The 24,928-nt window shown below is 64.4% G+C and carries 26 protein-coding genes; 6 read left to right on the top strand and 20 right to left on the bottom strand.

The features are described 5' to 3' along the window. Positions 1 to 330: 330 nt before the first annotated feature. The 5 genes from ACIPZF_RS18510 (at position 331) to alkB (ending at position 6,744) form a co-directional block, all read left to right on the top strand. A complete protein-coding gene (locus ACIPZF_RS18510; RefSeq protein WP_400801890.1) occupies positions 331 to 1,659 on the top strand; it encodes a hypothetical protein in 1,329 nt (442 codons plus the stop codon). Positions 1,660 to 1,691: 32 nt separating this feature from the next. After that, positions 1,692 to 3,923 (top strand): Ig-like domain-containing protein, encoded by a 2,232-nt coding sequence (locus tag ACIPZF_RS18505; protein WP_400801888.1) that lies wholly within the window; start codon positions 1,692 to 1,694, stop codon positions 3,921 to 3,923. Between the two features lie 17 nt (positions 3,924 to 3,940). After that, the gene (locus ACIPZF_RS18500; RefSeq protein WP_400801886.1) at positions 3,941 to 4,411 is read left to right on the top strand and encodes a curlin; all 471 of its coding nucleotides are present in this window, start codon (positions 3,941 to 3,943) and stop codon (positions 4,409 to 4,411) included. Positions 4,412 to 4,427: 16 nt separating this feature from the next. Continuing rightward, positions 4,428 to 5,873, top strand: a complete 1,446-nt coding sequence (locus tag ACIPZF_RS18495) for a curlin (RefSeq protein ID WP_400801885.1) — start codon at positions 4,428 to 4,430, stop codon at positions 5,871 to 5,873. Between the two features lie 226 nt (positions 5,874 to 6,099). Continuing rightward, positions 6,100 to 6,744 (top strand): DNA oxidative demethylase AlkB, encoded by a 645-nt coding sequence (gene alkB, locus ACIPZF_RS18490; protein ID WP_400801955.1) that lies wholly within the window; start codon positions 6,100 to 6,102, stop codon positions 6,742 to 6,744. Between the two features lie 48 nt (positions 6,745 to 6,792). Here alkB and ACIPZF_RS18485 read toward each other — a convergent pair whose 3' ends face one another. The 20 genes from ACIPZF_RS18485 to ACIPZF_RS18390 all read right to left on the bottom strand — a co-directional run bounded on the left by ACIPZF_RS18485 (position 6,793) and on the right by ACIPZF_RS18390 (position 23,722). Next, complete coding sequence (locus ACIPZF_RS18485; protein ID WP_400801953.1) at positions 6,793 to 7,038, bottom strand: hypothetical protein; 246 nt, start codon at positions 7,036 to 7,038, stop codon at positions 6,793 to 6,795. A gap of 439 nt (positions 7,039 to 7,477) precedes the next feature. Next, positions 7,478 to 7,921 (bottom strand): REP-associated tyrosine transposase, encoded by a 444-nt coding sequence (locus ACIPZF_RS18480; RefSeq protein WP_400801883.1) that lies wholly within the window; start codon positions 7,919 to 7,921, stop codon positions 7,478 to 7,480. 404 nt (positions 7,922 to 8,325) lie between these two features. Continuing rightward, positions 8,326 to 9,168 carry a CsgG/HfaB family protein gene (locus ACIPZF_RS18475; protein WP_400801881.1) on the bottom strand — a complete coding sequence of 281 codons (843 nt, stop codon included), beginning with the start codon at positions 9,166 to 9,168 and terminating at the stop codon, positions 8,326 to 8,328. A gap of 32 nt (positions 9,169 to 9,200) precedes the next feature. Further along, a complete protein-coding gene (locus ACIPZF_RS18470; RefSeq protein ID WP_400801879.1) occupies positions 9,201 to 9,614 on the bottom strand; it encodes a curli assembly protein CsgF in 414 nt (137 codons plus the stop codon). Beyond that, positions 9,611 to 10,018: a curli production assembly/transport protein CsgE gene (csgE, locus tag ACIPZF_RS18465; RefSeq protein ID WP_400801877.1), complete on the bottom strand. Its 408-nt coding sequence runs from the start codon at positions 10,016 to 10,018 to the stop codon at positions 9,611 to 9,613. Before csgE ends, ACIPZF_RS18470 begins: the two co-directional genes overlap by 4 nt. Then, complete coding sequence (locus ACIPZF_RS18460) at positions 10,015 to 10,542, bottom strand: type II secretion system protein (protein WP_400801876.1); 528 nt, start codon at positions 10,540 to 10,542, stop codon at positions 10,015 to 10,017. The genes csgE and ACIPZF_RS18460 overlap by 4 nt, the downstream gene beginning before the upstream one ends. Next, positions 10,517 to 10,891, bottom strand: coding sequence for a type II secretion system protein (locus tag ACIPZF_RS18455; RefSeq protein ID WP_400801874.1), 375 nt, complete (start codon positions 10,889 to 10,891; stop codon positions 10,517 to 10,519). Before ACIPZF_RS18455 ends, ACIPZF_RS18460 begins: the two co-directional genes overlap by 26 nt. 5 nt (positions 10,892 to 10,896) lie before the next feature. Continuing rightward, a complete protein-coding gene (locus ACIPZF_RS18450; RefSeq protein ID WP_400801872.1) occupies positions 10,897 to 11,370 on the bottom strand; it encodes a type II secretion system protein in 474 nt (157 codons plus the stop codon). Further along, on the bottom strand, positions 11,367 to 13,232 hold the full coding sequence (locus tag ACIPZF_RS18445; RefSeq protein WP_400801870.1) for a secretin N-terminal domain-containing protein: 1,866 nt from the start codon (positions 13,230 to 13,232) through the stop codon (positions 11,367 to 11,369). Before ACIPZF_RS18445 ends, ACIPZF_RS18450 begins: the two co-directional genes overlap by 4 nt. After that, positions 13,229 to 13,738, bottom strand: coding sequence for a hypothetical protein (locus ACIPZF_RS18440; protein WP_400801868.1), 510 nt, complete (start codon positions 13,736 to 13,738; stop codon positions 13,229 to 13,231). Before ACIPZF_RS18440 ends, ACIPZF_RS18445 begins: the two co-directional genes overlap by 4 nt. Further along, positions 13,738 to 14,301: a type 4a pilus biogenesis protein PilO gene (pilO, locus tag ACIPZF_RS18435; protein WP_400801866.1), complete on the bottom strand. Its 564-nt coding sequence runs from the start codon at positions 14,299 to 14,301 to the stop codon at positions 13,738 to 13,740. The genes ACIPZF_RS18440 and pilO overlap by 1 nt, the downstream gene beginning before the upstream one ends. Beyond that, the gene (locus ACIPZF_RS18430) at positions 14,288 to 14,830 is read right to left on the bottom strand and encodes a pilus assembly protein (RefSeq protein WP_400801864.1); all 543 of its coding nucleotides are present in this window, start codon (positions 14,828 to 14,830) and stop codon (positions 14,288 to 14,290) included. The genes pilO and ACIPZF_RS18430 overlap by 14 nt, the downstream gene beginning before the upstream one ends. A gap of 1 nt (position 14,831) precedes the next feature. Further along, the gene (locus tag ACIPZF_RS18425) at positions 14,832 to 15,626 is read right to left on the bottom strand and encodes a hypothetical protein (RefSeq protein ID WP_400801862.1); all 795 of its coding nucleotides are present in this window, start codon (positions 15,624 to 15,626) and stop codon (positions 14,832 to 14,834) included. After that, a complete protein-coding gene (locus ACIPZF_RS18420) occupies positions 15,607 to 17,283 on the bottom strand; it encodes a GspE/PulE family protein (protein WP_400801861.1) in 1,677 nt (558 codons plus the stop codon). The genes ACIPZF_RS18425 and ACIPZF_RS18420 overlap by 20 nt, the downstream gene beginning before the upstream one ends. A 57-nt stretch (positions 17,284 to 17,340) precedes the next feature. Next, positions 17,341 to 17,874 (bottom strand): response regulator, encoded by a 534-nt coding sequence (locus ACIPZF_RS18415; protein WP_400801951.1) that lies wholly within the window; start codon positions 17,872 to 17,874, stop codon positions 17,341 to 17,343. Between the two features lie 237 nt (positions 17,875 to 18,111). Next, a complete protein-coding gene (locus ACIPZF_RS18410; RefSeq protein ID WP_400801859.1) occupies positions 18,112 to 18,756 on the bottom strand; it encodes a SurA N-terminal domain-containing protein in 645 nt (214 codons plus the stop codon). A 12-nt stretch (positions 18,757 to 18,768) separates the two neighbouring features. Then, a complete protein-coding gene (locus tag ACIPZF_RS18405) occupies positions 18,769 to 20,295 on the bottom strand; it encodes an ABC transporter substrate-binding protein (protein WP_400801857.1) in 1,527 nt (508 codons plus the stop codon). A gap of 126 nt (positions 20,296 to 20,421) precedes the next feature. Further along, positions 20,422 to 21,087, bottom strand: coding sequence for an SCO family protein (locus ACIPZF_RS18400; RefSeq protein ID WP_400801855.1), 666 nt, complete (start codon positions 21,085 to 21,087; stop codon positions 20,422 to 20,424). Beyond that, a complete protein-coding gene (locus tag ACIPZF_RS18395) occupies positions 21,084 to 21,746 on the bottom strand; it encodes an SCO family protein (RefSeq protein WP_400801854.1) in 663 nt (220 codons plus the stop codon). The genes ACIPZF_RS18400 and ACIPZF_RS18395 overlap by 4 nt, the downstream gene beginning before the upstream one ends. Beyond that, positions 21,743 to 23,722 carry a cytochrome D1 domain-containing protein gene (locus tag ACIPZF_RS18390; RefSeq protein ID WP_400801852.1) on the bottom strand — a complete coding sequence of 660 codons (1,980 nt, stop codon included), beginning with the start codon at positions 23,720 to 23,722 and terminating at the stop codon, positions 21,743 to 21,745. The genes ACIPZF_RS18395 and ACIPZF_RS18390 overlap by 4 nt, the downstream gene beginning before the upstream one ends. 309 nt (positions 23,723 to 24,031) lie before the next feature. On the opposite strand from ACIPZF_RS18390, the gene ACIPZF_RS18385 reads away from it, so the two are divergent. Beyond that, entirely contained in the window at positions 24,032 to 24,925 is an 894-nt protein-coding gene (locus ACIPZF_RS18385; RefSeq protein WP_400801850.1) for a hypothetical protein, read from the top strand. Positions 24,926 to 24,928 lie beyond the last annotated feature (3 nt).

Raw genomic sequence — 24,928 nt, 5'->3', positions numbered from 1 at the left:
CGGTCACACAAGGCGGACAGCGGAGATGCCACAGGCATAATTGGCCTGAGGTGGACGGTAGGAGCGGATTCATCCGCGATGCGCCGCGCGGGCGGCGCTCGATCTCAAGAGCGCTGAAAATCCCAAGACAGGCCCCCCGCCCCACCACCAATCCCACCCCCAACCCTGGGGACCACCCCCCATCCGCGCACCGCGCAAGCCCCCGAGCCGAAGCCTAAAACCCAAGCCCCACAAGCCCTCCAGCCCATTTCCCGACACTTGGCACGCCTGTTGCCCCTCCCCTCCCAGACGCCCCAAGTCCATGGGCCCGTTTGCAGGAGGAATAGACTCATGCACCGACCGAAACCCACCCGGCTGGCCGTGGCGATCTTCGCCAGCCTGCTCCAGCTACCGGCCCAGGCAGCGCTGTACGCCGTCGACACCGGTCCCTACAACCCCGCCAACGGCGGCTTTGCCGCCTGGTACCAGGATTCCCATGGCCGAACCCTGGACCTGTGCCTGACCAAGGCAGTCAGCTCTCGCGTCGCTGGCGCCCCCGGTGCACCGGCCTACATGTGCACACTGCTGCCGACCCCCGGCGTGTTCGACGACACCCAGCCGATCGTCTTTCCCAGCAACTTCCCCGACGAAGCCTTCTGGTTCACCGCTGACGCCGCCATCGTCGACGCCGCCCGCGGCATCGACCTGAGCTACGGCACGGCGATCGAAGCGGCATTCGCCGCAGAAGAGCCGGTCGAAGGCGACCAGGTGAGCTTCGCCCGGGTGCGGATCCGCGTCGATGTACCGACCGCAGGCACCTACGTGGTCACCCACCCCTACGGCGTCGACGTGTTCGACGTGCCCGCCGCCGGCCGCCGGGCGATCAACATGACCCGCGACATCGGCATTGCCGGCGCTGGCGACTTCAGCGGCGCACTCAAGGGCGATGTCGGGCCGTTCCTGCGCAGCGTCAACGGCCCCTACACCGAGGGCAGCGAACGCTTCATCGGCGACCCCAACCTGGAAGAGCGCGTCACCGGCAGCCCGTTCAACACCAACTACGTGCGTATCGAAGGCCCTGGCGGCATCGACCTGCGCACCGAACTGTTCGCGATCTCCGGCAAGCTTTCCGACGTCGCCCGGCCCACCCCGCTGATGCCACTGCGCAGCACCTACTCCCGGCACACCGAGAATGGTGACCTGCGTGCCCAGCAGGATGTGTTCGTCATGGCCCCACCGCCGCCGGCCAGCGTCACCCTGACCAGCCAGACGCCGAACCTCAGCCTCACCGAAGCCAACGGTACCGGCGCCTGGTATGCCCAATCGGTGCTCAACCCGATCCTGCCGGCCACCCTGGTGCTCAACGCTGACAACAGCGTGGCGATCCCCACCAGCAGTGCGAGCACCGCCAATCTGCCACTCACCGACCTGGTCACCATCAGCCGCGCCGAATTCAGCCTGGCCAGCGGCCAGCTGACCCTGGTGGCCAGCACCAGTGACGAAACCAGCCCGCCGGTGCTCAGCGCCCGCACCGGCAATGGCACGTTCATCGGCAACCTGGCCGGTAACGGTGCGGTGAAAACCCTCAACACCTCTCTGTCGCCCCTGCCTCCGGCCAAGGTGCAAGTCATCAGCGCCAACGGCGGTAGCGACAGCGAAGACGTGGTGCTGGTGCCATGAACAGACAAAGGCTCCGCCTTCAAGGAGGCAGCATGAACACTTGGCAACGCCGCGCGCTGTTGGCCGCCGGTTTCTCCCTTACTGTCAGCAGCGCGGCCTGGGCCGCGCTGTCCGACGTCGACCCTGGGCCCTATACCTTTGCCACGGGTGGCTACCCCATGTGGTACAAGGACGCCAACGACCTGTCCCTGGAACTGTGCCAGTCCCGCGCCACCAGTTCCCGGGCACCTGGCGCGCCGGGTGCGCCGGCCTACATGTGCACCCTGCTGCCGGAGCCGGGCGTGTATGACGACGCGCTGCCGTTGGTGTTCCCGGACAACTGGCCGCCAGAGATGTTCTGGTTCCTGGCCGAAACCGAAATCCCCCAGGTAGGCAACAGCGGCTATGAGCTGGAAGTCTATGTAGCTGGCCTGGAAGCCGCGTTCGCCGAAGAAAACCCGGTAGATGGCGACCAGCAAAGCTTCGCCCGTATCCGCATCCGCGCCTCGGTGCCACGTACCGGCACCTACACCATCACTCACCCATACGGGGTGGAAACGGTCAACGTGACCACCGCCGGCCGCCGGGCAATCAACATCACCCGCGATATCGGCATCGGCGCCCCCGGTAATTTCAGCGGTGCGCTCAATGGCAACCTCGGCCCATGGCTGCGCGGGGTCGGCGGTCCGTACACCGAGGTCAATCCGGACACCGGTGCCAGCGAGACATTCGTAGGCGACCCGAACCTCACCGAAGCGGTGACCGGCAGCCCATTCAACACCAACTTCGTGCGCATCGAAGGCCCGCCCGGGGCCATCCAGACCAACGTGTTCACCGTATCGGGCAAGGTCCTCGACCAGCGCGCACAAACGCCAGTCACCCTGGAGCGCGCCACCTACTCGCGCAATGGAGCCGGCACCCGTGTCGAGGTCTTCGCCAAGGCACCCAACGATGCCAGCGTGTGTCTGCGCAATGGCCTGGCACTGGTCGGTACACCGCCCTCTCCTTGCCAGTTCAGCCTGCTGTCGGATAACAACGGCTTGTTCTTCAGCCAACAGCTCGGCCAGGCCGCGCCGCCATCGGTAGTGGTGGTCACGGCCAGCGCGACCACCGGCGGCACCCGCCCGACCGCGTTGTCGAGCAAGCTGACCGACGTGGTCAAGGTCAGCACTGCCCGCTATGACTGGGCCAACAAACGCCTGGTGATCGAGGCGCGCTCCAGCGATGAGGTGGTGATTCCCGACCTGCTGGCACAGGGCTATGGCCGGATGTCCAAATCCGGCACCCTGCAGAGCCTGACCGTCAACGACCTGGCCCAACCGCCGGCTAGCGTCACCATCAAATCGTCCCACGGTGGCAGCGATGAGGAGCCGGTGATCGTGGTCGGCAATGCGCCGGTCGAAGCCGCCAACCAGCCGCCATTGGCGCAAGCCGACAACGGCAGCACCAGCGTCGGTGTACCGCTGACGCTCAACCTGCTGCAGAACGACAGCGACCCAGACGGCGATGTGCCGCTGACCATCAGCGACCTCACCCAGCCCGGCACTGGCCTGGGCGGCGTCGTACTCAACGGCACCACCTCGGTGACCTACACCCCGCCTGCAGGTGCTACGCAACCTCTGGTGGCCACCTTCACCTACCAGGCAGTGGACGCCAAAGGCCTGAAGTCGACACCGGCGACTGTGACCATCAACGTTGCGCCCAACCAGCCCCCCACCGTAGCAGCCCAGACCGTCGCCACGTTGGGCGTGCCACTGACCGTCAACGCGCTGGCGGGCGCTGCGGATCCGGAGGGCAATACCCCACTGGTCATCGCCGCGGTCACCCAACCCCCTGCCGGCCGCGGTACGGTCAGCACCGACGGCAGCACGGTGACCTACACCCCACCGGCCACGGTCACCACGGCGTTCAGCACGACGTTCACCTTCCAGGTGCGTGACTCGCTCGGTGCGCTGTCCAACCCCGGCACCGTCACGGTCAACGTATCGCCACGCCCCGCCGCCGAAAACTTCGCTGTTACCGCAGCGACCGTCCAGGCCCGTTCCAACAACCGCTTCAACTGGGACATCAGCGGTACGTCCTCGGCGACCACCGGCAACACCATCACCGTGCGCGTGACCACCACCACCGGCGTGCAGACGCTGGGCACCACCACGGTACCGCTGACTGGCCGTTGGCGCCTGGCGGTGGGCAACAGCACCACGATGATCCCGACAGCGGCACCGACGGCGACCATCACCACCAGCCAAGGCACCAGCCGCACCGTCAACGTAAACGTGCAGTGAAGCTGGGGGAGAACGCCATGAAATGCCGGTATCCGCTGCTGCTGTGCCTGGCCCTCGCCAGCCAGGCACAGGCCGACGACCTGATGGACAACGCCGACCTTGCCGCCGGCAGCGACCTCGGTGACCCGGTGATCATCCGCCTGCTGCCGGCCGGTGCCGGCCAGGTGGCGCTGATCGAACAGCAGGGCTCGGGCAACCGCGCCGCCCTCGACCAGAACGGCCAGGCCCTGCTGGGCCGTATCGTCCAGGCCGGGGGCGCGCAAGAAGCGTACATCCTGCAAGAAGGTAGTGACCTGATGGCCAGTATCCGCCAACAGGGAAATGGCAACAGCGCGTCGATCCGCCAGAGCGGCACCAGCAACAACGCCAGCATCGAGCAGGTCGGCAACGACAACAGCGCCAGCATCGTGCAAGCCGGCTCGGGCCTGAACAGCTCCGTGACCCAAGCCGGCACTGGCCAGCATGTGCAGATCACTCAATACCGATAGACCTGGAGGCACCACCATGTTCAAGCTCGCTCCCTTAAGCGCCGCTATCGTCCTGGCCCTGGCGGGCCAGGCCATGGCAGCCGACAGCACTTCGACCCAATCGCAGACCGGCAACCAGAACATCGCCGAGGTCAAGCAGACGGTCGCACCGTTCGCCGCCGCCACCCAAACCCAGGACGGCAAGGGCCACAACCACCTGGCCGTACAGGAAAGCAGCACGAGCTTCATCGACCAGAGCGCCAGCGGCTCGTACAACGCCGGCTACGGCGAACAGTTGTTCGAGAACGGCAGCCAGATCACCCAGCAAGCGGCAGGCACCTACAACGACGCCTTTGCCAGTCAGTCGCTGGGCGAGAACAACCAGTCGCTGCAGGTTCAGGAAGGCGCCGAGAACCGCTCGACCGTCTGGCAGGACTCCCAGCTGGGCAGCCAGGCCACCACCCGGCAGAACGGCCAACGTAACGAAGCCTTCGTCGAGCAGCTGTTCGGCGGCAGCAACAACAAGAGCCTGGTGAACCAGGACGGCCAGGACAACTACGCCGCCGCCGAGCACCTGACGCACAACGACGGCACCATCGAGGTCTACCAGCAGGGCAAACAGAACTGGGCCTACGGCGACCAGCGTGATGGCACCGGCGGCATCATCGCCATCGACCAGAATGGCACCGGCAACTCGGCCGAAGTGTGGCAGGACACCCAGGTCGGCAGCCAGGCCACGGTCAACCAGAATGGCCAGCTCAACGAAGCCTACATTGACCAGAGCTTGGGCAACGACAACACCGCCAGTCTGTATCAACAGGGCAAGTCCAACGCCAGCTGGTCCGATCAATTCGAAACCACCCACTCGAACACCCGAATCTCTCAGGCGGGTACCAGCAACCTGCATTTCACCTACCAGAACGGTGACAACCAGAGCCTGACCATCACTACCCAGGGCACCGGCAACAAGGTGATGGCCAGCAACTGGAAGGGCGAGAAGCTCGGCGGGCAGTTCGGCGCCGATCAAACCGCCGTGATCAACCAGAAAGGTACCGGCAACACCGCCAACCTGACGCAGAACGGCAACCTGCAACGGGCCACCCTGGGCCAGAAAGGCACCGGCAACTCGATGGAAACCAAACAGGCCGACAGCAACAACGAGCTGTACTTCGAGCAGAACGGCACCGACAACATCCTCGTCGCCGACCAGCGCGGCACCGACAACTACGCCACCGGTGACACCAATGGCACTGGCAGCACCATCACCCTCGACCAGTCGGGCTACGCCAACCAGAGCTACACCACCCAGCTGTACGGCAGTGGTAACGATGCCAACATCAAGCAGACCGACACCGCCAACGTCGCCTACGTGACCCAAGGCGGCAACAACAACAAAGCGATCGTCGACCAGGCCGGCGCCAACCAGAGCGCCACCATTACCCAGATGGGTAATGGCAACACCGCCACGGCTACCCAGCGGTAAGCAGCTCCCCCCTTGAACCGCGGCGTCTTCTCTCCCTGGCGTCGCGGTTCCTTTTTTGTGGGAGCGGCTTTAGCCGCGAAGCAAGCGACGCGGTAGATGGCACCGGCTTCGCCGGTGATCGCGGCTGAAGCCGCTCCTACCAGGGACTCCGCTGCATCCTTGCTGCGAATAGGCCAACGGCGCTGGCAGCGCTAGAATGGCTGCACTACATCCCAGCGCCGCCCCCATGATCCAGTCCGACCTCGACCTGTTCGGCCACCAACCGCAACGCCTGGCCAGCCACACCGTGCTGCTGCCCGGTTTCGCCCTGGCCGAAATCGAGCCACTGCTCGACGCTCTGCGCCCGGTTCTGCGCGCCGCACCCTTCCGGCATATGCAAACGCCAGGTGGGTTGAACATGGCGGTGGCGTTAACCAATTGCGGTTCGCTGGGCTGGGTGAGTGATACCAAAGGCTACCGCTACAGCCCAACCGACCCCGTCAGCGGCAACCCTTGGCCCGCCTTGCCCCAGGTTCTGCTCGACCTCGCGGGTCGCGCCGCAGCCGCAGCGGGCTTTGACGGGTTTGTGCCGGATGCCTGCCTGGTCAACCACTATCTACCCGGCACCCGCCTGAGCCTGCACCAGGACCGCGACGAAGCGGATTTCGGGCAGCCGATCGTGTCGATTTCGCTGGGGTTGCCGGCGGTGTTTCTGCTGGGAGAGTTACAGCGCTCGGATCGAACGCAACGGATCCCGTTGAGCCATGGCGATGTGCTGGTCTGGGGTGGCGAGGACCGATTGCGCTTTCATGGGGTGTTACCGATCAAGCCCGGCGTGCATTCGCGGATGGGAGAGCGTCGGATTAATTTGACGCTGCGTAAGGCCGGCTAAGGGCTATGCCAGTACCGGCTTGGGGGCCGGTACTGGCTTATGAATGACTCAGGCGCTACGCATCTGGGCGGCCTTGATCTGCACTGCCTCGTGCTGCAACTCCACCCCGTCGAGCAAGGCCTCGACAACCGCTTTTGCCGAGTCCAATGCGTGATCGTTACTCAACAACAGATCGCGGCAGGTACCGGTGGCCAATTCCATGGCCTTCAGATTGGTCGCAAACGCACCTTTGAGCAGCGTTGACAGGTGTACCAGCGCATCTTCGAAATCCACGCCTGAACGCACCGCGAACAACGGTGGATGGCTGCATTCGCAATTGCCGAAATCGGAAGATGCCGTGGTGGCGCGGGTTGGCGGGTCGGGTAAGCCTTTTGTCATTGTGTCGCTCCTTGATTCAATGGAGCCGCCACACAACGTGACCAAACGAATGGGTGGCGACTGTACGCGGGTTGGTCAACCGGGAATCAAGGAAACCGGCGCGCACGAAGGCGCCCCACGCACAGCCGCCATAACACGAGACAGTCTGGCAGGAAAATGCCGACTGATTCGGAGTGCGAGCGCTTGTGCGCCTTGATGATTGCGGGTGACCAAACCCGACTGCTGGATTGACAGCAGCGGGCGAAAGACTACCGGTCTAGAGGAAGGGTTTCAAGGGTGGGGCATTTTCAGAAACATTTGTGTTGTTTGGACTGGCGCTTCGCGGATGAATCCGCTCCTACGAGCGGGTGGTGTGTCATAGCCAGATTGCATCCCAGTGGGGGTAGTCGCCCACCTTGCGTACCAGGCCCGCTCTTATTGGATTGGCGATGATGTACCTTGCCACGTGCAGCACATCCTCCTCTCGGCGCAAGGCGTGGTCGTGGTAACCGGCTTGCCAGACAGGTGACGCAATGTCGAGCATGCGGCTCGAGCGGGCTTTGAAGTGACGCATCAGCGTACCTAGCGGTATGTCTTTCAACTCGATCAACCAATGAATGTGGTCTGGCATGACTACCCAGGCAAGGGATTGGCAGCTGTTCTGCTGCTCTGCCAGGCGAAGCTGATGAATCACCGTTCTTGCGCGATAGAGGTCAAGGAATAGAGGAAGGCGGTGTTGGGTGACTGTGGTGAGCAGGTAGAGCCTGCCGAATTCTGAATATCTGCCGCGACGCAGCAGAGAACCTTTGGGTTTGGGCATGTCAATCGTCCATGAATGAGCATAATTCAGCGTAGCTCTTGCGCAGGACACACTGAACACCCCACTTGTCTCAAGGCATGTACCAAGGCGGGCAACCATGGCCTGGCAGGCAATGGCACGTTGCAACAAACCGTAGGAGCGGATTCATCCGCGATGCGCCGCGCGGGCGGCGCTCGATTTCCGCCGCTCTGCAGGAATCAAGGCGGGCGTTTGTCAATGCCAACACGGTCTCAAACTGGGCAGGTTCTGTTTTGCGGTGTTCGCGAGGTGCATGCCTTGAGCCCTCCAGCGTCGCCCAAACCGAGCGCCGCCCGCGCGGCGCATCGCGGATGAATCCGCTCCTACATTTGTTGCAACGTGCCTATGTCTGGTAGGCCATGGTTGCCCGCCTTGTTTGCACGACGTTATTGCTGCTGCGACTGGCTCAGGTATTTTTCCACCCCTGCCTTGCCCTCCCCCGCATCCCCCGCCACCTGCCACAACCGCCGCTCGATCCCCTGCGCCAGCAGATGCCCCACCGCTGCCTCGATCGCCGACAGCACGCACAACTGCGCCGGCTCGTTGGTGGTGTAGCCCACCTCGGCCTCCAGCAGTTTCTTGAACTCGATGAACTTGAACACCCCAGCGCTACGCCCGACCGAATAGATGGTCTTGCTGGTCATCACGTTGGCCAACACCTGCCCGGTGCGCACGTCCACTGCGCGCAGGTTGACCGTCACCTGGTCGACCCGGTATTCACGGGAGATGTCTATCCCTAAGTAACGCGCCCCCTCCCCGCCGCTGCGCACGTTGGTGTCGTAGGCGATAATGCCGCCTTCGAGCATCAAATTAGCGGCCTGCAACGGTGGCAATTCAGCCGCGATGTTCTCGGCCACATCGGGCTTTTTCTGCGAGGCGCGGATGATCTTGCGCTCGGTCAGCAGGTTCTGCAGGCCTTCGCGCTCCAGCACCACGAACCAACCGCTGGCGCTCAGGGCATCCATCAACATGCTCGCCGCACCCTGGGTGACGCTGGTGGAGAACGAGCTGGCCGGAGTTGGCTTGTACTGCCCGGTCTGATCGCGGAAGCCGTAGACCACCGCCATCAGCCGGCCTTTGGGCCGTGGCATGTTGATCAGGTCGTAGTAGGTCGAGGCCCGCGGGGTCAGGGTCGGGGTTTCCGAATCCTGTTCGGCCGGCATCGGTTCACGCAGGCCGCAGCCCTGCAGGGTGGCGAGGATCAGCAAAGTGCTCAGCAGACGTTTCATGGTTTCTCTCCCCAGATAACAAGCCGTCCCTCTCAGGGGTTCAGGCCGCTGACCTCAATGATCGAAATTTCTCCCGTGGCGCGGTCGGTGACCCTGATGCTCAAGGCACCGGAGTCGTCGAGCACATCGATCAGGAACGCGTCGGTGGCCATGCTGCCGGTCTGGCCGTTGCTGATGTTGTCCAGCAGCTGCGACAACATCCGCGACTCCAGCTGGTTGCTGAAGCGCTCCAGGGCCGAGGTGCCGCCAAAGGCGGAGCTGCGGTCCTTGAGGTCGGGGTCGTCGTAATCGTTCTGTGCCTGGGCGTTGTTGAGCAGCCAGGTGCCGTTCAGCGGATTGCCGCCGAAGGCCGGATTGACAGGGGTGTACACCAGTTCCGTGGCCTGGGCGGCGAAGGCGCTGGCCAGCAAGCCGGCGGCGATGCAGTGCGCGATGCGAGTGTTCATAGCTCGTCCCTCTCCAGATCAGTGGTGTCCTGGAGCAGGCGCTGCAGCTTGCGCTGGATCACCTCCTGCTTGACCAGGTCGGCGGCCGCGACGGCCTCTTCTTTTAATTGGGTGACGTTGGGCGGCAGGAAGCGCCGGTACAGCACGTCGCGCTCGAACTCCACCGTCACCAGGCTGCCCCAGCGGGCATCCGGGCGTTCGCGTACCACCAGGTTGAAATCCAGGCGGCTAGTGGCGCGCAGGCGGTCGGCGAAGTAGTAGTAAAAGTCGTGGCCGATGTGCGAGATGGTGTTGTCGACGATGAAGCCCTTCATCTCATCCTCGGCTTCGGCCTGGGCCACACCGGACACCCCGGCGGCCAACAGCAGGCCAAGGCTCAGGCAGAACACGTTGAGGCCTTTCATGGCGTGTCTCCCGGGCCGCTGTGGGTTTGTGCGCCGCTGGCGCTTTCGTTGAAGGCCTGTTCGGCGACGAACTGCCAGTCGCTGTAGTGCTCCAGGCCCTCGAAGCCCGACCATTGGGTGTCGAAACCGCTGCGTTTGAACGGCATGGCGTCGGAGCGGCTGTGCACGCCGGTGATGCGCCCGTCGATCGAACGCAGCAGGCCCCATTCGTCACTGCCGGTAATCGGGTCGGGGTACAGCCGGCGGATGTGGTGCCGGGCCTCGGGGAAGCGGTTGTCGTCCAGCAGCTCGGTCAGATCCTGCGGGTACTGCGCAAGTCCTGGCGAGGCGCGGTAGTAGCTGCGCAGCGCCTGGGCGTACTGGCCGCCGACCCACAGCAATTGGCGTTCGTTGTCGCGCTGGGCCGCACTCGACCACACCGTGCCGGTAGCGGCCAGGGCCACGCTGCTGACCGCGATCAACAGCAGCACGCCCAGGTATGTGAAGCCGGCGCAGGCCTTACCATTCCGCGAAGAGGCTGCCATCACGTGCCCTCCCTGTTGCGCCGCTCTTGATATCGGCCACGCCACCTGCCACGCCTTCCGGCGGAGGCACCAGCTGCCAGCCATCGCTGCGTTCGGTGATCGGGTCGACCGGGGTGTTGCGCAGGTAGCGCAGCTCGACCAGTTGTTCCAGCGAATCGGGGTAGTGCCCGGTGTCGCCGTAGAAGTGGTCCAGCGACTCGCGCAACACCGCCAGGCTCTGGCGCAGGGTCGCTTCGCGGGAGCTCTCCAGGCTGTTGAAGTAGCGCGGCATGGCGATGGTCATCAGCGTGGCGATGATCGCCATCACCACCAGCAGTTCGATCAGGGTGAAGCCTCGGCTGCGTTTCATGGCCGTCACCATTGCCCGTAAGGGATGTTGTTGAGGCCTTTGCCGCGGGCCTTGGAGTACACGTCGAAGACGTCCTGCCCTTCACGCGGGTTGTCGGGGCTGCTGTCGTAGGCACGCAGGCCCCAGCCCCCGCCATCCTCGCCCTTGGCAGCCAGCAGCGGGTCGTGCGGGATGCGCCGCAGGAAGTAGAACTTGGCACCTTTGGCGCTGCGCACATCGCGCACGCCGTCGACCAGTACCTGCAGGTTCGGCGGGTAGCCGCTGGCGTCCAGGCGTTTTTCGATGAAGCCAGCGTCGAAGGCGCGCTTGTAGGCGTCGATGGCATCGCGGATCTGATACAGCGCCTCGCGCAGTTGCTGCTCCTTGCCACGGCGCACCACGGTTTCGGTCAGCGGCGCGGCCATGCTGGCGAGCAGCCCGAGCAGTGCCAGGGTCAGCACCACCTCGATCAGGCTGAAGCCTTGCTGCCGGCGTTTCATGGGCGTGGGCTCCGGGTAGCGGGCACCACCGCCATCTGGCTTTCAGCCACGGGGGCATCGCTCGGATCGTCGGCTGGCAGCGCACTGGCGGGCAGCGGCTGGGTCATTTGCCGCACCTGCATGGCGGATTCGGTGCCGGTACCAAACTCCATGTCCGACGGGCTCTGGTAAGGCAGGTTGCGCACGATGCGCGGGGTGATCGCCAGCACCAGCTCGGACTTGCTCATGTCATCGCGGTTGCTGCCGAACAGCCGGCCCAGGCCAGGGATGTCGCCAAGGCCCGGGATCTTGTTGCCGCTGGAGGTCTTGTCGTTACGCACCAGGCCCGCCAGCACCTGGGTTTCGCCGTCGTGAAGGCGCAGGCTGGTCTGTGCGTTGCGGGTGTCGACCTGAACCGGGATGGTGCCCTGGCGGGTCGGTTCCAGCGGTGTGGCGTTGCTGACCTCCAGCGCCACCTTGATCGCCACTTCGTTGTTCAGGTGCACGGTGGGCTGCACTTCGAGCTTCAAACCGACGTCCAGGTAGGTGACGCTTTCGGTGATCACCGGGCCCTGGGTGGACGGCACCGAGGTGGCGCTGATGATTGGCACGCGCTGGCCAATGTGGATGCGCGCCTGCTCGCGGTTGCTGACGCGGATCACGGGGCTTGCCAGGGTGTTGATGTCCTTGTCCTGGGCGTTGATCTTGGCCTGTGGCGCTGGTGCGATGCTGATGCGGCTGGAGTTGATGCCGCGCAATTGGTCGAGCACGCTGACCGGGTTGCCCTCGTCGTTGAGCACGCCGAAGGTGTTGGGCCACTGCAGGCCGAGGTCGAGGATGCGCGAGCGGGCCACCTCCATCACCTCCACTTCCAGCACCACCTCGGGGTTGGACTGGTCCTGGGACTGCAGCAGCTTCTCGGCCATGCGCACGGCGTCTGGGGTATCGCGCATGGTCAGGGTGTTGAGGCGCTCGTCGACGAACACGTCGCGCGTCTTGAGCATGGTCTTGACCATGTTCAATGCGGTGTTGGCGTCGATGCTGGTCAGGTAGAAGGTGCGCATGACCAGTTCCTGATAGTCCTTGGTCTTCTGCGGCGAGTCGGGGTAGACCATCAGGGTGTTGTCGTTGACGATCTTCTGGCGCAGCTGGTTCTGCTCCAGCAGCAGCGCGATGGCGTCCTCGATGCGTACTTCGCGCACGAAGATGGTCGCCTTCATGTCCGGGCGCAGGTCCTTGTCGAAAATGAAGTTGATGCCGGCCACCTGCGACAGCACTTCGAAGATGGTCTTGAGCTCTGCATCACGAAATTCCAGGGTGACCGGGCGTTCCAGCTTGCTGCGCAGTTGCGGGAACGGCTGCGCGGTGCGCGCCTGGACGTTCTCGATGTCGCTGCGCAGCATGATGCCCTTCTGGTTTTGCGGGTCCAGGCGCAGTACTTCGCGCATGTAGCGCTCGGCACCGAACAGGTCGCCCTGGCGCAAGGCCGCCTGGCCCAGTGCCATGCGGTCGTCGAGGGTGCGTACCAGTTCAAGCTGGCGAATGCCTTCCAGGGCACGGCGGTTGTTCGGCTCGATGGTCAGCACGCGGCCATAGCCGATGCGGGCGGCGGCGAAGTCGTGGCGGGCGCGGTCACTGTCAGCCTGGGTAATCAGCGCCTCGACCGCTTCCTGGCGGCCGTGGGCCAGGGCGATGTTCAGGTCGGTGTCACGCGGGTCGTCGCGCAGGGCCTCTTCCAGGCGGGCGATGCCGGCTTCGTACTGGCCCTCCTTCATCAGTTCCTGGCTGTCCTTGCGCACCGCGCTGGAGCCGCAGCCGGCAATGGCCACGCAGAGCGCCAGGAGCATGAACGGAGCAGGCTTGCACAACTTCGATGGCTTCATGGTGCGCTCCCTACAGACAAGGTCTGTGATTGGTGCAAAGGCAGGTAAACCAGGTCCAGCTCGTTGGCCGAGACTCTGTCGAGGCGGTAGGTGTCGTCGATCACGTCGCCCTGGCGCACGACGTAGAGCTTTGCGCCGCTCTGCAGGAAGATCTGCAGGTCGTCGCGGTCGCCGAGGCGGCCGATGAACTGGAATGGCAGTGCGGGGGCCGTGGGGGCGGCGGCTACCACGGGGGTGACGGCCAGGGGTTGTTCGGTGATGGTGGCCAGGGATTGGGGTTGGGTCCATTGCTGGCGGGGGAACAGGTCGCGGGATGGCTGTGCCGGCCTCTTCGCGGGCAAGCCCGCTCCCACAGGATTTATGGGCACCTCGGCCCCTGTGGGAGCGGGCTTGCCCGCGAAAGGAGCAACACCATCTTCCAGTCCAAACCAATGCCCCGGCGCCCAAGCCAACGCCCCGGCCAACCCCAGAAATCCCGCCCACATCACTGCACGCTGAAGGTTCATCACGACCTCGACAGGTAAAGGGTCATGCGCAGGCGGCCGTTGAGCTCGCTGTCGCCGATGCGTTTGCGTTGCAGCTCGAGATCTTCCAGCACCAGGGTCGGCAGCTGGCCCAGCAGGCCGCGCAGGAAGCCGCGGATCTGCGGGTAGCTGCCGCGCACCGGCAGGACGATCTGGTAGCGCGCCAGCTGGGTCTTGGGATCAACGCCGAGGGCGTATTCACCACGGGCCAGATTGATGCGCTCGGCGCTGGCCAGTTGGTACAGGCGCTCGATCAGCTCGCTGGCCTCGGGTTGCCCCGGCAGTTGCTGGCGCAGGCTGTCCAGCGCTTGCTGTTCAGGCTTGACGGCAATCTTCAGCTCGCCGCGCTTGACCCGCTCTACCTGGGCACTGGCATCGGCCTCGGTGGCGCGCAGTTCCCGCAGTGCCTGCCACTGTGGCAGCACGCCCACCAGGGCTACCCCCACTGCGAACACAGCCACCGCAGCTGCAGCCAGGCCGACCGGCCCGATGCGGCGCAGCTGCTCCTGGATGATCAGGCGGCTTATCGACTCAGGGACGCGCATGGCCGGTCTCCCAGGTGGCGGTGAGGGTGAAGCGCACCGGGTGTTCGGGCTGGCCCGCCAGCACCTCGTGGTTGAGCAGCGACACATCGCTGAGCTCGGCGCTCTGTTCCAGGCGGTGGTGGTACTGCAGCATCGCTTCCAGGTTGCGCGCCTCAGCGGCGATGCGGACCTGGCCCTTGCGCGCATCGGGGGTCAGGCCGAGCAGCGCGACGTCGTCCTGTGGCAGCGCTTCGAGCATGGCGAACAGTTGTTGCCACGGCCGTTGCAGTTGCTGCGAGACGCTGCGCATCTGCGCCAGCCGTTCGGCCTGTTCGCGGCTGGCGGCGCTGTTCTGGGGTGCGGCTGTGGCCGGGCGGCGGCCCAGTTGCAGTTCCAGGCCGTGCACGCGGGCTTCCAGGTCGACCTGCTCGTTTTGCAGGTGTTGTTGCAGCAGGACCAGCACCGCCACCACGGCGCCCGCGAGGGCGAGCAGCGACCAGGCCAGCGGGCTGCTGCGCCGGGGTTGGAATTCCAGATCCAGGCGGCGCATCTCAGGCCACCGCCCGCCACATTGCGCACAACGGGTCGGTTTCGCTGGCCGGTTGGCACAGTTGCACCGCCGCCAGTTGCGGCACGTCGCCCCGGCCTGGGGCATGCAGGTAGACCTGCGGCATCTGCTCACCGTACAGCTCGCAGGTACGCTCGATCAGCGCTTGCAGCGCCTGGTCACTGTCGGCGCAGCCCTGGGCCAGCACTTGCTGCCAGGCGCCGCCGCATGCCAGCAGCAGCACACTGCGGCGGGGCTCGGCGAGGACGAAGAGGAAGTCACCTGCTTGCAGTTGCGCCGAGCAACGGTTGTAGGCGGCCATCAGGTACGGCTGTACCGAACGCAGCCGTAGATGGCTCTCCTGGCCCAGTGCCTGCAGGCCCTGCAGCAGGGCGTCGGGCAACGCGGTGGCGATACGCGCGGCACCCGCTGGCTCTGGCGACAGGACGATGCGCCAGTCGTCCAGCGACTGCGCGTAGAGGTTTTCGAAGCAGGCTCGGGCGTAGGCATCCAGCTCGCGTGGGTGGCTGATGGCATCGCTCCAGGGCACCAGGCAGAAGCGGCTGTAGCGGGCCGACAGCAGCACCTGCAACTGACCGCCACGCACGACGTATTCGGCCAACAGTGCGCTGAGCGCTTGCAGCGCCGCTTGCCAGGCCGGTTGCGCGGCCTCGCAGGTGAAGGCGCGGCTGCCCAGCCACTGGTGTTGGCTGCCGTGCCAGCGCCCCAGGCCGACACCCTCTGCGCCGAGCACGGCGCAGTATTGATTGGAGGCTCGATCACGCAATGAATGTGACACGGTTGATCTCCTCGAGTGTGGTACGGCCCTCGCGGACCAGGTCCAGGGCGGACGTGCGCAGCAGGCGCAGACCGCGTTGGCAGGCCAGCGCCTTGATCTGCGCCAGCGGGCGGCGTTCGACGATCATCTGCCGCAGGTCGTCGTCCAGGTGCAGCAGTTCGGCGATGGCGCTGCGCCCGCGATAGCCACTGCCGCGGCACTGGCCACAGCCTTGGGCGCGGACGAACCTCCAGCCGTGTACGGCGTCGCGGGTCAGGCCCGAGGCGGCAAGCAGGCCGTCGTCGACCTCGCAGGGGCTGCAGCAGTGTGGGCAGGCCAGGCGGATCAGGCGCTGGGCCAACACGGCATTCAGCGCAGAGACGAAGCTGTAGGGGTCGACCTGCATCTGGCTGAAGCGGCCGATCACATCGAAGACGTTGTTGGCGTGGATGGTGGTGAACACCAGGTGGCCGGTGAGCGCCGACTGCACGGCGATCTGCGCGGTGTCGGGGTCGCGGATCTCGCCGACCAGGATCTTGTCCGGGTCATGGCGCAGGATCGAGCGCAGGCCGCGGGCGAAGGTCAGGCCCTTCTTCTCGTTGACCGGGATCTGCAGCACGCCGGGCAGCTGGTACTCGACCGGGTCTTCGATGGTGATGATCTTGTCCACGCCGTGGTTGATCTCGCTGATCATGGCGTACAGGGTGGTGGTCTTGCCGCTGCCGGTGGGGCCGGTGACCAGGATCATGCCGTAGGGCTCGCCAGCCAGGCGGCGCAGGGCGCGCAGGGTTTCCTCGGCAAAACCCAGGGCCTGCAGCTGCACGCCGCTGACCCGGTCGGACAGGTCTTGCTTGTCGAGCACCCGCAGCACGGCGTCTTCACCGAAGATGCTTGGCATGATCGACACGCGAAAGTCGATCTGGCGCTCGCCGACTGCGACTTTGAAGCGACCATCCTGGGGCACGCGCTTTTCGCCGATGTCCAGCTCGGCCATGACCTTGATGCGCGAGATCACCTGGTCGGCGAAGGCGCTGCCGCTGGCCTTGCCGGCAGCGTTGAGCACGCCGTCGATGCGGTATTTGATGGTCAGGCCCTGGCCGGTCATGCCCAGGTGGATATCACTGGCATGCTGCTTGAGGGCGTCGTAAAGGGTCGAGTTGACCAGCTTGACCACCTTGCTCTGGTCTTCGCTGATGCTGGTCAGCGACAGGCGCTGCAGCGGGTCGCTTTCGCTGCTGGTTTCGGCGTCGTGGTCGAGGGCGTCGACGGCATGGAAGCTTTCTTCGTGGCGGGCCAGGAAGGTGGCCAGGTCGGCGGCGTGGGCCAGGTACAGCGGTGCGCCTTGCAGCACGTCGTCGATCCAGGCCAGGCGGGCGTGGTCGAAGGGGTCGGCGAACACGCCGAGGCGTTCACCGCCCTGCTCTATCAGGACGAATTCACGCCTCAGGCACTGGGCCAGGCTGACCTGGTCGAAACGCGGCGTGCTGGCCAGCAGCGCCTGGCTGTCCAGCACCGGGTAATGCAGGGTGGTGGCCAGGCGGCGAACGAAGGTGTCGGGGGTATCGCAGGACAGGCGTTCCAGGCAGTTGAGCAGGCGCTCGTCGCTGGCTTGCAGGCGGGCCTGGGCCAGAAGGTCCCGGGGGTAGGCCGAAACGGTGGGCTCGAATGCATCGGACATGGCCTGCGACTCCGCTCAGGGGGCGCGTCGCAGGCTCGGTGAGGGCTGCGGGCGCCGCTATTCCCCAGTGAGCAGTTGGTCGTCGTCGGGTCCAGGGGGCTTGGCGCCAGTACGGCGGCGGTCGGCCAGGACCCAGCTACCATCGAACAACTGCAGGGGGAACGATTCGTTCCTCGACTGGCGTCGCTCGACGAACCCTTCTGCCGGGTTGTCCGTGGCCCTGCGCCGGCGCTCGATGCCCATCAGGTCGAAGATCGCGCGGGCCAGTTCCACCAGCGGGAACGGCTTGAACAGGACATGGGTCACGCCAAGTTCGGCGGCGCGCTCACGGACCTCGGCGGTCGGGTGAGCGGTGATCAGCACGAAATGGCACTGCCTGTTCTTGCGCACGGTCTCCAGGACCTGAAACCCCTCCATGTCGGGCAAGCGGTAATCCAGCACAATCACACCCGGTGCCAGGCTTTCAGCCAGGCCGATACCACTGGCACCGTCGTGGGCAACATGGACTTCCAGGCCTTGCGCCTGCAGATACGCTTGCAGGTTCTGCGCAAGGGTCTGTTCGTCATCGACTACCAATACTCTGTTCACCAAGGTCGACTCCCAAGAACTGCCCGGTTTCCCGGTCTGCGAAGTGCGGCCTTGATAAGGCTTGAGCAGGCTTCGTGCCAGGCGTGAATAGTCATGTTGCACCGTTTCAAGTCATTGATTTTACTGGGGCCTGTGGTTACCACTGGAGCAGCCGCTGATTCGCTGCCCCACATCCGGGGCAACTGATGGCACTTTGCCAAGGCGTTATTCCCCAGTTTTGGGGAAACGCCATCCGGGGCATCAGTCAGCGAGCTCCACTGTAGCGGATTCACGCAAACGTTGGCGCACGCTTTGCCGTGCTTGCGTCTGCAGTTGCCCGATGAGCGCGGCCCTGGCCAACACCAGGCCCTGTTCCGGTATGACCGAAGGGTTATCACTTTGGTTCTGCGCTCCTTGCAGTCTTTGTCGATTGGCCTGGTAGAACGCCTCCACCTCGGCCTGGGTGGGCGCCTGGACTGCGCTGAGCTGGGCGTATACCTGTTGCGAGGCCAGCTCGTGGCGCATGTAGTCAGCGTATGCTGCGCGGTCGAAACCTGCATCAGCAAGGCGCCTTTCGAACAGCGCTGGGCTGCCGAACGCCGCCTCCACCTCGCCGACCTGAGCCGACACTTGTTCATCTGTGATGACGATGCCACGGCGCTGGGCCTCCTGCCACAACAACTCTTTGTCGATCAGGTCATCCAGGGCCTGGGCCCGCAGACGCTTGTACAGCGCCGGGTTGCGGATGCTGGTAACCGCTCGGCCTTGTGCTTCGAGGTATTCACTGAAATACCGCTCCAGGCGCAGCACGCCGATGTCCACGCCATTGACCCGTGCCGCTGGCATGTCTGCCCAGCTTGTCTGGGCGAGCGTCAGCAGCATCAGGCACAAACATAGAGTCCGCATGGTGACCTCCAATCAAGGGCTGTCCGGCACGGGCCGGTACGGGGCTGCAGAGATGAAACGCGGACCGGGTAGCGCCACCGCAACCACGTGTGCACCGGCCATGCCCTGTCGTCGACCGGGGCCAAAGCCCAGCGCTGGGGTAAGGCCAGTGTCGACATCGTGCAGGCCCTCCAGGGCCGCGACCAGGCGCTCGCGGCTGGCGTCGCGGCCAATCTGCTTGAGTGCCTCGGTCAACAGTTGCAGCGCACACAGCGTATTTACCTGCAGCGATGCCTGGCGCGGGTCGAGGCCTTGGCGCTGCTGCAACCCGGCCAAGGTCGCCAGGCCCTGCTCAGTCCAATCGCCAGGCACGAACGGATAGGCCAGGAACACCCGATTCGACCATTGTGTCGGCAACGTCGCCACAGCACCGGCCACCTGGCCGGAACTGGCAAACAGATAGGGTTCACGACCTGCCGCCTGCGCCGCCGCAGCCAGTTCAGCAAAGGCCCTAGCGCGCCCGAGGAAGACAATACCCTGGCTCTCAACCGCCTGACCGGTGAAAGCCTCGGCCGGGGGTAGTACCCAGCCCTGCTGCTGCAATCGCTCTCGCACCTGTTCGGCCAGCGCTGCCTGATCGTTGCCGGCGTACACCACACGCAGGCCATCCGGCGCCAAGCCCAAGCTTTCGCGGGCATGCACGGCCAGGCTCAGAAGCTGCGTGGCGATGCCTGGCAGCGGGTCGAACATCTGCAAACTGCCGCCACTGCGCGGCGTGCTGCCGATTAAAGGCACGCCTTGCTGTTCGAGCACCGTGGCCAGGCGCTGGTCGAGCATCGGCGCCAGCGGGCTGATCAGGGCGAATGCCTGCTCTTGATCGAGCAATCGCATCAATGCTTGTTCGGCGCTGGCCTGATCGGGGCCAGGGTCGGCCACCACCAGTTCCAGGCGACGCCCATGGATCCCGCCCTGCTGATTGAGCTGTGCCACACCGTCTTCGAGTACGGCGCGCACCACCCGCCCGGCCTCGGCCAACGGCCCGTCGGCCGGTAACAGCGTGCCCAGGCGCAGCACGCCCTCCTCCACGCCGGGGTCACGGTCCTCTGCCAGACGTTTCAAGTAAGCGGTGAGGTTGCGCTGATCGGCCAGGGTCAGCTCAAAGCGCGGCATGGCCGGGTCCAGGCGATTGCCGCCGGGGTCGACGCCGTGCTGGATGGCGCGGGCCAGGCTGGCGTCGGTATAGGCCGGATAGCTCCGTGCGTTGCTCTGGCGGGCGCCTTGGCTCAGGGCCAGGCGTTGCCAGTCGAGGACCGAGGGGCGTACCCCTCCTTCAGCGCGGCCACGCCCATCTCTGCCGTGGCAACTGGCACAGGGCAGGACGCTGGCGGGGACGCTCAGGTCGCTGGCGCCGACGCGGGCGGTGAGTTGCGCGTCGCTGCTGGACAGGCCTTCGCGGTAGAGGCGTTTGCCGGCTTGTTCCTGGGGGGAGAGGGTCAGCGCAAGGGCTGGAGTGCAGAGACTCAGGGATATGAGTACGGCCAGGGCTTTGGCAGTGCTCATACCGGCCTTTTCGCGGGGCAAGCCCGCTCCCACAGATACCCCATTGCCCTTATGAGATGTGAAATCTCTGTGGGAGCGGGCTTGCCCCGCGAAGAGGCCGATACAGACACCCCAGATGTTCATTGCTCAGCGCCCAGCCAGAGGTTGGGTGAGCAGCTGCATCCGCTGAGCAATGGCCTGTGGCGGCGCATCTGGCCGAATCTTGCTCCAGCGCTTGCCGGCCACGTCCCCGGCAATCAACTGGGTCGAATGCTGCTCAGGACTTGGCAGGAACTGCCCGATGCGCCCGAGCACCAGGTCGACACTGGCCTTGTCGCCGGTCAGGAACAACCAGTTGGCACCGTCCACCCCCTGCTTCTGGGCAAAGGCCTTGAGCGCTGCCGGCGTGTCGTTGAGCGGGTCGCTGCTGATCGAGACGAAGGTCACCTGGCTGGCCAACTCCGGCCCCATCGCCTCACGCACCTCGCGCAACTTGCGGGTGATCAGCGGGCAGGCGTCGGTGCAGTGGGTGAAGATCACATTGAGCATCACCACCTTGTCCTTGAGCACATCGCTGTAGAAGCGCAGCTCACGGCCGTTCTGATCCTGCAGCACGGTATCGGTGAACCAGGTCTGCGCATCGCGGGTGCCGCCGCCGCTGGTCATGGTCGGTGGCGCTGGCTGCGGGCTGGGGCCACTTGGCGCATGGCCTTCGTGGGCCATGGCAACCGAGGCGAAAATCCACAGGCAAGCGGCCAACACCAGCCAGTCGAGGCTGCGCATGGTCGCATGCTGCGAGCTGTGAGCGCTCATGGTTGCACCTCATGATGGTCGGCGATGGCGGTACTTTTGGCGTGCACGCGGCGGGCGCTGAGGCGGTTGATTTCGGCAATCAGCACGGCGGGGTCGGTGAAGCCGTAATAGCGCGTCCAGTGGCCGCTGCGCCCGTCGCCCACCAGGATCAGCGGCGGGTGCTGGGTGAGGTCGGCGCTGAAGCTGCCCAGGCCTTTGAGGGTCTCGGTAATGGCGTAAGGCGAGCCCGTCAGCCAGCTCCAGCCGGGGCCGTGCTGGAACGCCTTGGCGTAGGTCTGCAGGCGCTTGGAATCGTCACGCTGCGGATCGACGCTGATCGACACCAGCTGGATCTCTTCGCCGACCCTGCCTCCAAGTTGCTGCTGGACCTTGCCCATGATCGAGGACACCACCGGGCACACCGTGGTGCAGCTGGTATAGATGAAGCCCATCACCACCAGGTGCTCACCCACCAGGTCCTTCTCCAGGCGCACCGGCATGCCGTTCTGGTCCAGCAGCGAGACATCGGCAAAGCGCACGCTGGCTTTTTCCTGGTGCTGAGCCGCCTGCGACCCAGCATGGCCGTCGTGGTCATGGTTGGCGTGGGCCAAGACCAGGTTGCTGAAACCGGCCAGGGCCAGGCTCAGGGCAAGCAGCTTGCAAGAATGCTTGGCGTTCATCGCACATTCCTCACGTCGGTCTGGGAAGCGTTGGAGGCTGCGGTCGGCAGGACGCGCAGGCTGGTGTAATTGTCCTCGGCAAACTTGCGTCCCAGCGATGGCGACTGCACATGCAGGTACCAGGCGCCGGCCTCCGGCAATATCAGCGAGGCCTGGTAGACACCTTCGCCCACTTCTTCCAGGCGCAAATTGCGCGGCATCGACGACGGGGCCAGGAAGTAGCGCAGGGTCAGATCGTCCAATCCCAACCTGGGCAAACCATCATCGCCGACGATGCGTACCTTGGCAGTGAAGGGGCTGTGCTGGGGCAGGGGCTGGTCGAGGCCGATGAACTCGGCGTGGGCGCCCTTGCGTTTGCTGGCGTCGGGCGCTGCGGCCACATCGGTGCTGAAGCAGTGGATGATCTGTGGTTGATTGAGCAGGAACGCCACGTCGAACTTGCCCGCCGCCGGCATTTTCACCGTCGAGCCGTACACTCCCGGCGCCAGCTCGCGCAGGCTGCGGTCAATGACGATGGCCGCGCGGGCCTGGTGACCGCGGTTGTTGTAGCCGGACATTGGCGCGTTCATGCCTTCGGCATAGAAGTAGGTGGTGTTGTCCACCGGGTTGACCACGAACACCGAGTTGTCATCACGCGATACCGACAGCCCTTGCGCTAACGGCAGGTCGCCGGCCTGGCGCGGCGCCGCGGGGCCGGCCTCGAAGCCCTGGACGATCGGCGTGCGCCCCTCGCCCAGGCTGCTCAGGTTGATCATGCTGACCTTTGAGGACGCCAGGCCGCGCACGTAGGCATAGCCTTTGGTGAAGGTGAGCTGGTACGGCTCGGCGGCCACCGGGATGCGATGGATCAGCTTGTCGGTGCTGGCGTCGATTACCAGCGCCTGGTTTTCCAGGGTGTTGAGGACGATGCCGTAACGGCCATCGCTGCTGAAGCGCATCGGCCCGAGGCCCTGTTCGGCCTGCACCGTATGGCGCAGTTGGTGGCTGTGGGCATCGTAGACGCGCACCGTGCCTTCCGAGCCATCGCTCACGTACACCCCCTGGGACAGTGCCGAGTAAGCCACCGCCAAGGGGTGCGGGCCGACTTCCACAGTTTTCACCAGGCGCATCTCGGGGATATCGATGATGCTCAGGGTGCCGCCGTCGCGGTTGCTGACGTAGGCATAGCGCGAATCGGCGCTGAAGGCGATCTCGTGGTGCCCGGAGCCGGTGGCGAAGTTTTTCAGCGTCGTGCGGCCCGGTACATCGATCACCGTCACCCCGCCCTTAGCCGGGTCGTCGCTGTTGTTGCCGACCCACAGCCGGTGCTGGTCCGGCTGCAGGGCCACGCGCAGCGGCATCTCGCCGGCATCCAGGGTGGCGACGCGGGTGAAGGTCTCGGTGTCGATCACCGCGACCTTGCCGCGCTCAGGGATCGACACGAATACCTGCTTGTCGTCACGGGTGGCGACCCAGTCCATGGGCCGGCCCGGCAGGTCGATACGTGCCATGGTGCTGGTGACGCCGCCCACCGATACCGTCGGGTCGATCACCGTCAGGCTGGCGTCCTTGTTCAGCACCAGCAGGAAGTAACTGTTCAGGTCAAGCAGCGGCCTGGCACCGATGCTGCTCTTGAGAAACAGCGCGACACGGGCCTTGCAGCTCTGGTCGCGGGTGCTTTCCAGTGGGGCCGCTTGCGCCGGGTCGATCCACGCTCCTGGTGCCATGCCCGAGAGCGGCTGACCGCTGCTCTGGTCGGTGACTTTGAAGCGGATGTTGGCGAAGGTGCCTTCGCGCAGCTCGCCGCCGGCCAGCGGCCTCGCCTCGAACTCGACGGTCACGCCGTCACGGCTGAGCCGGTGCAGGGCCTGCGGGTCGGCAGGTTCCTGCTGCACCTCGCGCAGGTCGCACCAGAGTTCCTCATAGGCGACCCCCAAACCGATAAGGGCCATGCTCAGCAGCAGGCCGGCGTAGGCTGGGCGTAGTTTGAACGTCATGTTGGAGCCCTCTTGCTCAGGCAGGGTTCAAGCGCAGGAGGTGCAACTGTTTCGGGTGTGATCAACATGATGCGGCACCTCCCCAAGCATTATTGTTCTGCAGAGGGTTCAAGCAAGCCGTGTGCCATGGATCAATGTTCGTAAAAACGGTCAGTTAGCTCAACAATCGAAAATCGATGGGGAAGATTCCCCGGCATCATTCCCCAAATGGGGGGAAACCGGGCCTGCAACTAGCATTTTTATCAGTTTCGGCGAGATGAAAATCTGTCGATACTTCTGGCTACCACCATTAAGCCGGAGCGAACATCAATGAAAAACGACACCAGAAGTGTATTTCAGTCAGCACCACTTTCTTTTTCGGTAGTGAGCGCCCCCACAATCGACTCCGTAGTGGGCAACTATGGGGATCAAATAGCGCACGCTGGCAGGACGATCTCTCGCACGGTGACATTGAGTGGAAGCGCCACTCCGGGCCAGCAAATCTCGTTGCTGCTTAACGGTTTAGCCGTAGGTACTTACACGGCGAATCCAAGCGGTGTGTGGAGCACGTCTTCGGCGGTCAGCCTGGTTCATGGCAATCACCAATTCATCGCCCAAATCAATGAAGGTCAAATCCAGTCCGCCGTGAGGGAGCTGCGCCGAGTCAATGGCGGGTATGAAGACTTTTCAGGGCTGCGTGACGGACAGACTTTTCTGGACGGTAAAAGTACTTCCTTGGATTCGGGCTTGATCATTGAGCCTGGCAAAGGGGACACGGGAATCACATCTAACGCTCGCATCAACGCCCACAACGGTGGCCTTGCGTTGGTCTATGACAATTTGAGTGAAGGTGGTCCTGCTTGGAACCGTGTATGGCTTGCCTTCGCAGACCTTGTCGTCCCATTGGAGCGCCCACTGGTGGTTACGGTCCGTCTGCAAGCAACTGGCAGTAGAAATAGATTGGTTGCATACCTCGCCTGGGCCGAGAGCAATCAGGCCGGGGTACAAAAACTGCATGCAGGCTTTGATTATTTCTCCATCAACGAAACTGTAAAATCATTTGTTTTTCCAGCCAACGCCTACTACCCGATACCAGGCTACAGCACTCAAGGCCTAGTGTTGGACATTTCCGTTAAAAGTAACACGACCGATATTGCTGAAATAATTTCTGGATCAGCAACAATCATAATCGATTCAGTAAGATGGGAAGAGCTGCCAGCGTAGGGC

The sequence above is a fragment of the Pseudomonas sp. NPDC089752 genome, assembly GCF_044748725.1.
Lineage (GTDB): Bacteria > Pseudomonadota > Gammaproteobacteria > Pseudomonadales > Pseudomonadaceae > Aquipseudomonas.
The sequence above is the reverse complement of the archived record's forward strand: the minus strand, read 5'-3'. Positions and strand labels throughout refer to the sequence as shown.

Coding starts and splice junctions, on each gene's coding strand:
- ACIPZF_RS18510 (WP_400801890.1), top strand. CDS start 331: ATGCACCGACCGAAACCCACCCGGCTGGCCGTGGCGATCTTCGCCAGC.
- ACIPZF_RS18395 (WP_400801854.1), bottom strand. CDS start 21,746: ATGAACGCCAAGCATTCTTGCAAGCTGCTTGCCCTGAGCCTGGCCCTG.
- ACIPZF_RS18450 (WP_400801872.1), bottom strand. CDS start 11,370: ATGAAACGCCGGCAGCAAGGCTTCAGCCTGATCGAGGTGGTGCTGACC.
- ACIPZF_RS18385 (WP_400801850.1), top strand. CDS start 24,032: ATGAAAAACGACACCAGAAGTGTATTTCAGTCAGCACCACTTTCTTTT.
- ACIPZF_RS18445 (WP_400801870.1), bottom strand. CDS start 13,232: ATGAAGCCATCGAAGTTGTGCAAGCCTGCTCCGTTCATGCTCCTGGCG.
- ACIPZF_RS18460 (WP_400801876.1), bottom strand. CDS start 10,542: ATGGCAGCCTCTTCGCGGAATGGTAAGGCCTGCGCCGGCTTCACATAC.
- csgE (WP_400801877.1), bottom strand. CDS start 10,018: ATGAAAGGCCTCAACGTGTTCTGCCTGAGCCTTGGCCTGCTGTTGGCC.
- ACIPZF_RS18495 (WP_400801885.1), top strand. CDS start 4,428: ATGTTCAAGCTCGCTCCCTTAAGCGCCGCTATCGTCCTGGCCCTGGCG.
- alkB (WP_400801955.1), top strand. CDS start 6,100: ATGATCCAGTCCGACCTCGACCTGTTCGGCCACCAACCGCAACGCCTG.
- ACIPZF_RS18505 (WP_400801888.1), top strand. CDS start 1,692: ATGAACACTTGGCAACGCCGCGCGCTGTTGGCCGCCGGTTTCTCCCTT.
- ACIPZF_RS18475 (WP_400801881.1), bottom strand. CDS start 9,168: ATGAAACGTCTGCTGAGCACTTTGCTGATCCTCGCCACCCTGCAGGGC.
- ACIPZF_RS18470 (WP_400801879.1), bottom strand. CDS start 9,614: ATGAACACTCGCATCGCGCACTGCATCGCCGCCGGCTTGCTGGCCAGC.
- ACIPZF_RS18440 (WP_400801868.1), bottom strand. CDS start 13,738: ATGAACCTTCAGCGTGCAGTGATGTGGGCGGGATTTCTGGGGTTGGCC.
- ACIPZF_RS18405 (WP_400801857.1), bottom strand. CDS start 20,295: ATGAGCACTGCCAAAGCCCTGGCCGTACTCATATCCCTGAGTCTCTGC.
- pilO (WP_400801866.1), bottom strand. CDS start 14,301: ATGCGCGTCCCTGAGTCGATAAGCCGCCTGATCATCCAGGAGCAGCTG.
- ACIPZF_RS18455 (WP_400801874.1), bottom strand. CDS start 10,891: ATGAAACGCAGCCGAGGCTTCACCCTGATCGAACTGCTGGTGGTGATG.
- ACIPZF_RS18430 (WP_400801864.1), bottom strand. CDS start 14,830: ATGCGCCGCCTGGATCTGGAATTCCAACCCCGGCGCAGCAGCCCGCTG.
- ACIPZF_RS18400 (WP_400801855.1), bottom strand. CDS start 21,087: ATGAGCGCTCACAGCTCGCAGCATGCGACCATGCGCAGCCTCGACTGG.
- ACIPZF_RS18480 (WP_400801883.1), bottom strand. CDS start 7,921: ATGCCCAAACCCAAAGGTTCTCTGCTGCGTCGCGGCAGATATTCAGAA.
- ACIPZF_RS18390 (WP_400801852.1), bottom strand. CDS start 23,722: ATGACGTTCAAACTACGCCCAGCCTACGCCGGCCTGCTGCTGAGCATG.
- ACIPZF_RS18420 (WP_400801861.1), bottom strand. CDS start 17,283: ATGTCCGATGCATTCGAGCCCACCGTTTCGGCCTACCCCCGGGACCTT.
- ACIPZF_RS18500 (WP_400801886.1), top strand. CDS start 3,941: ATGAAATGCCGGTATCCGCTGCTGCTGTGCCTGGCCCTCGCCAGCCAG.
- ACIPZF_RS18410 (WP_400801859.1), bottom strand. CDS start 18,756: ATGCGGACTCTATGTTTGTGCCTGATGCTGCTGACGCTCGCCCAGACA.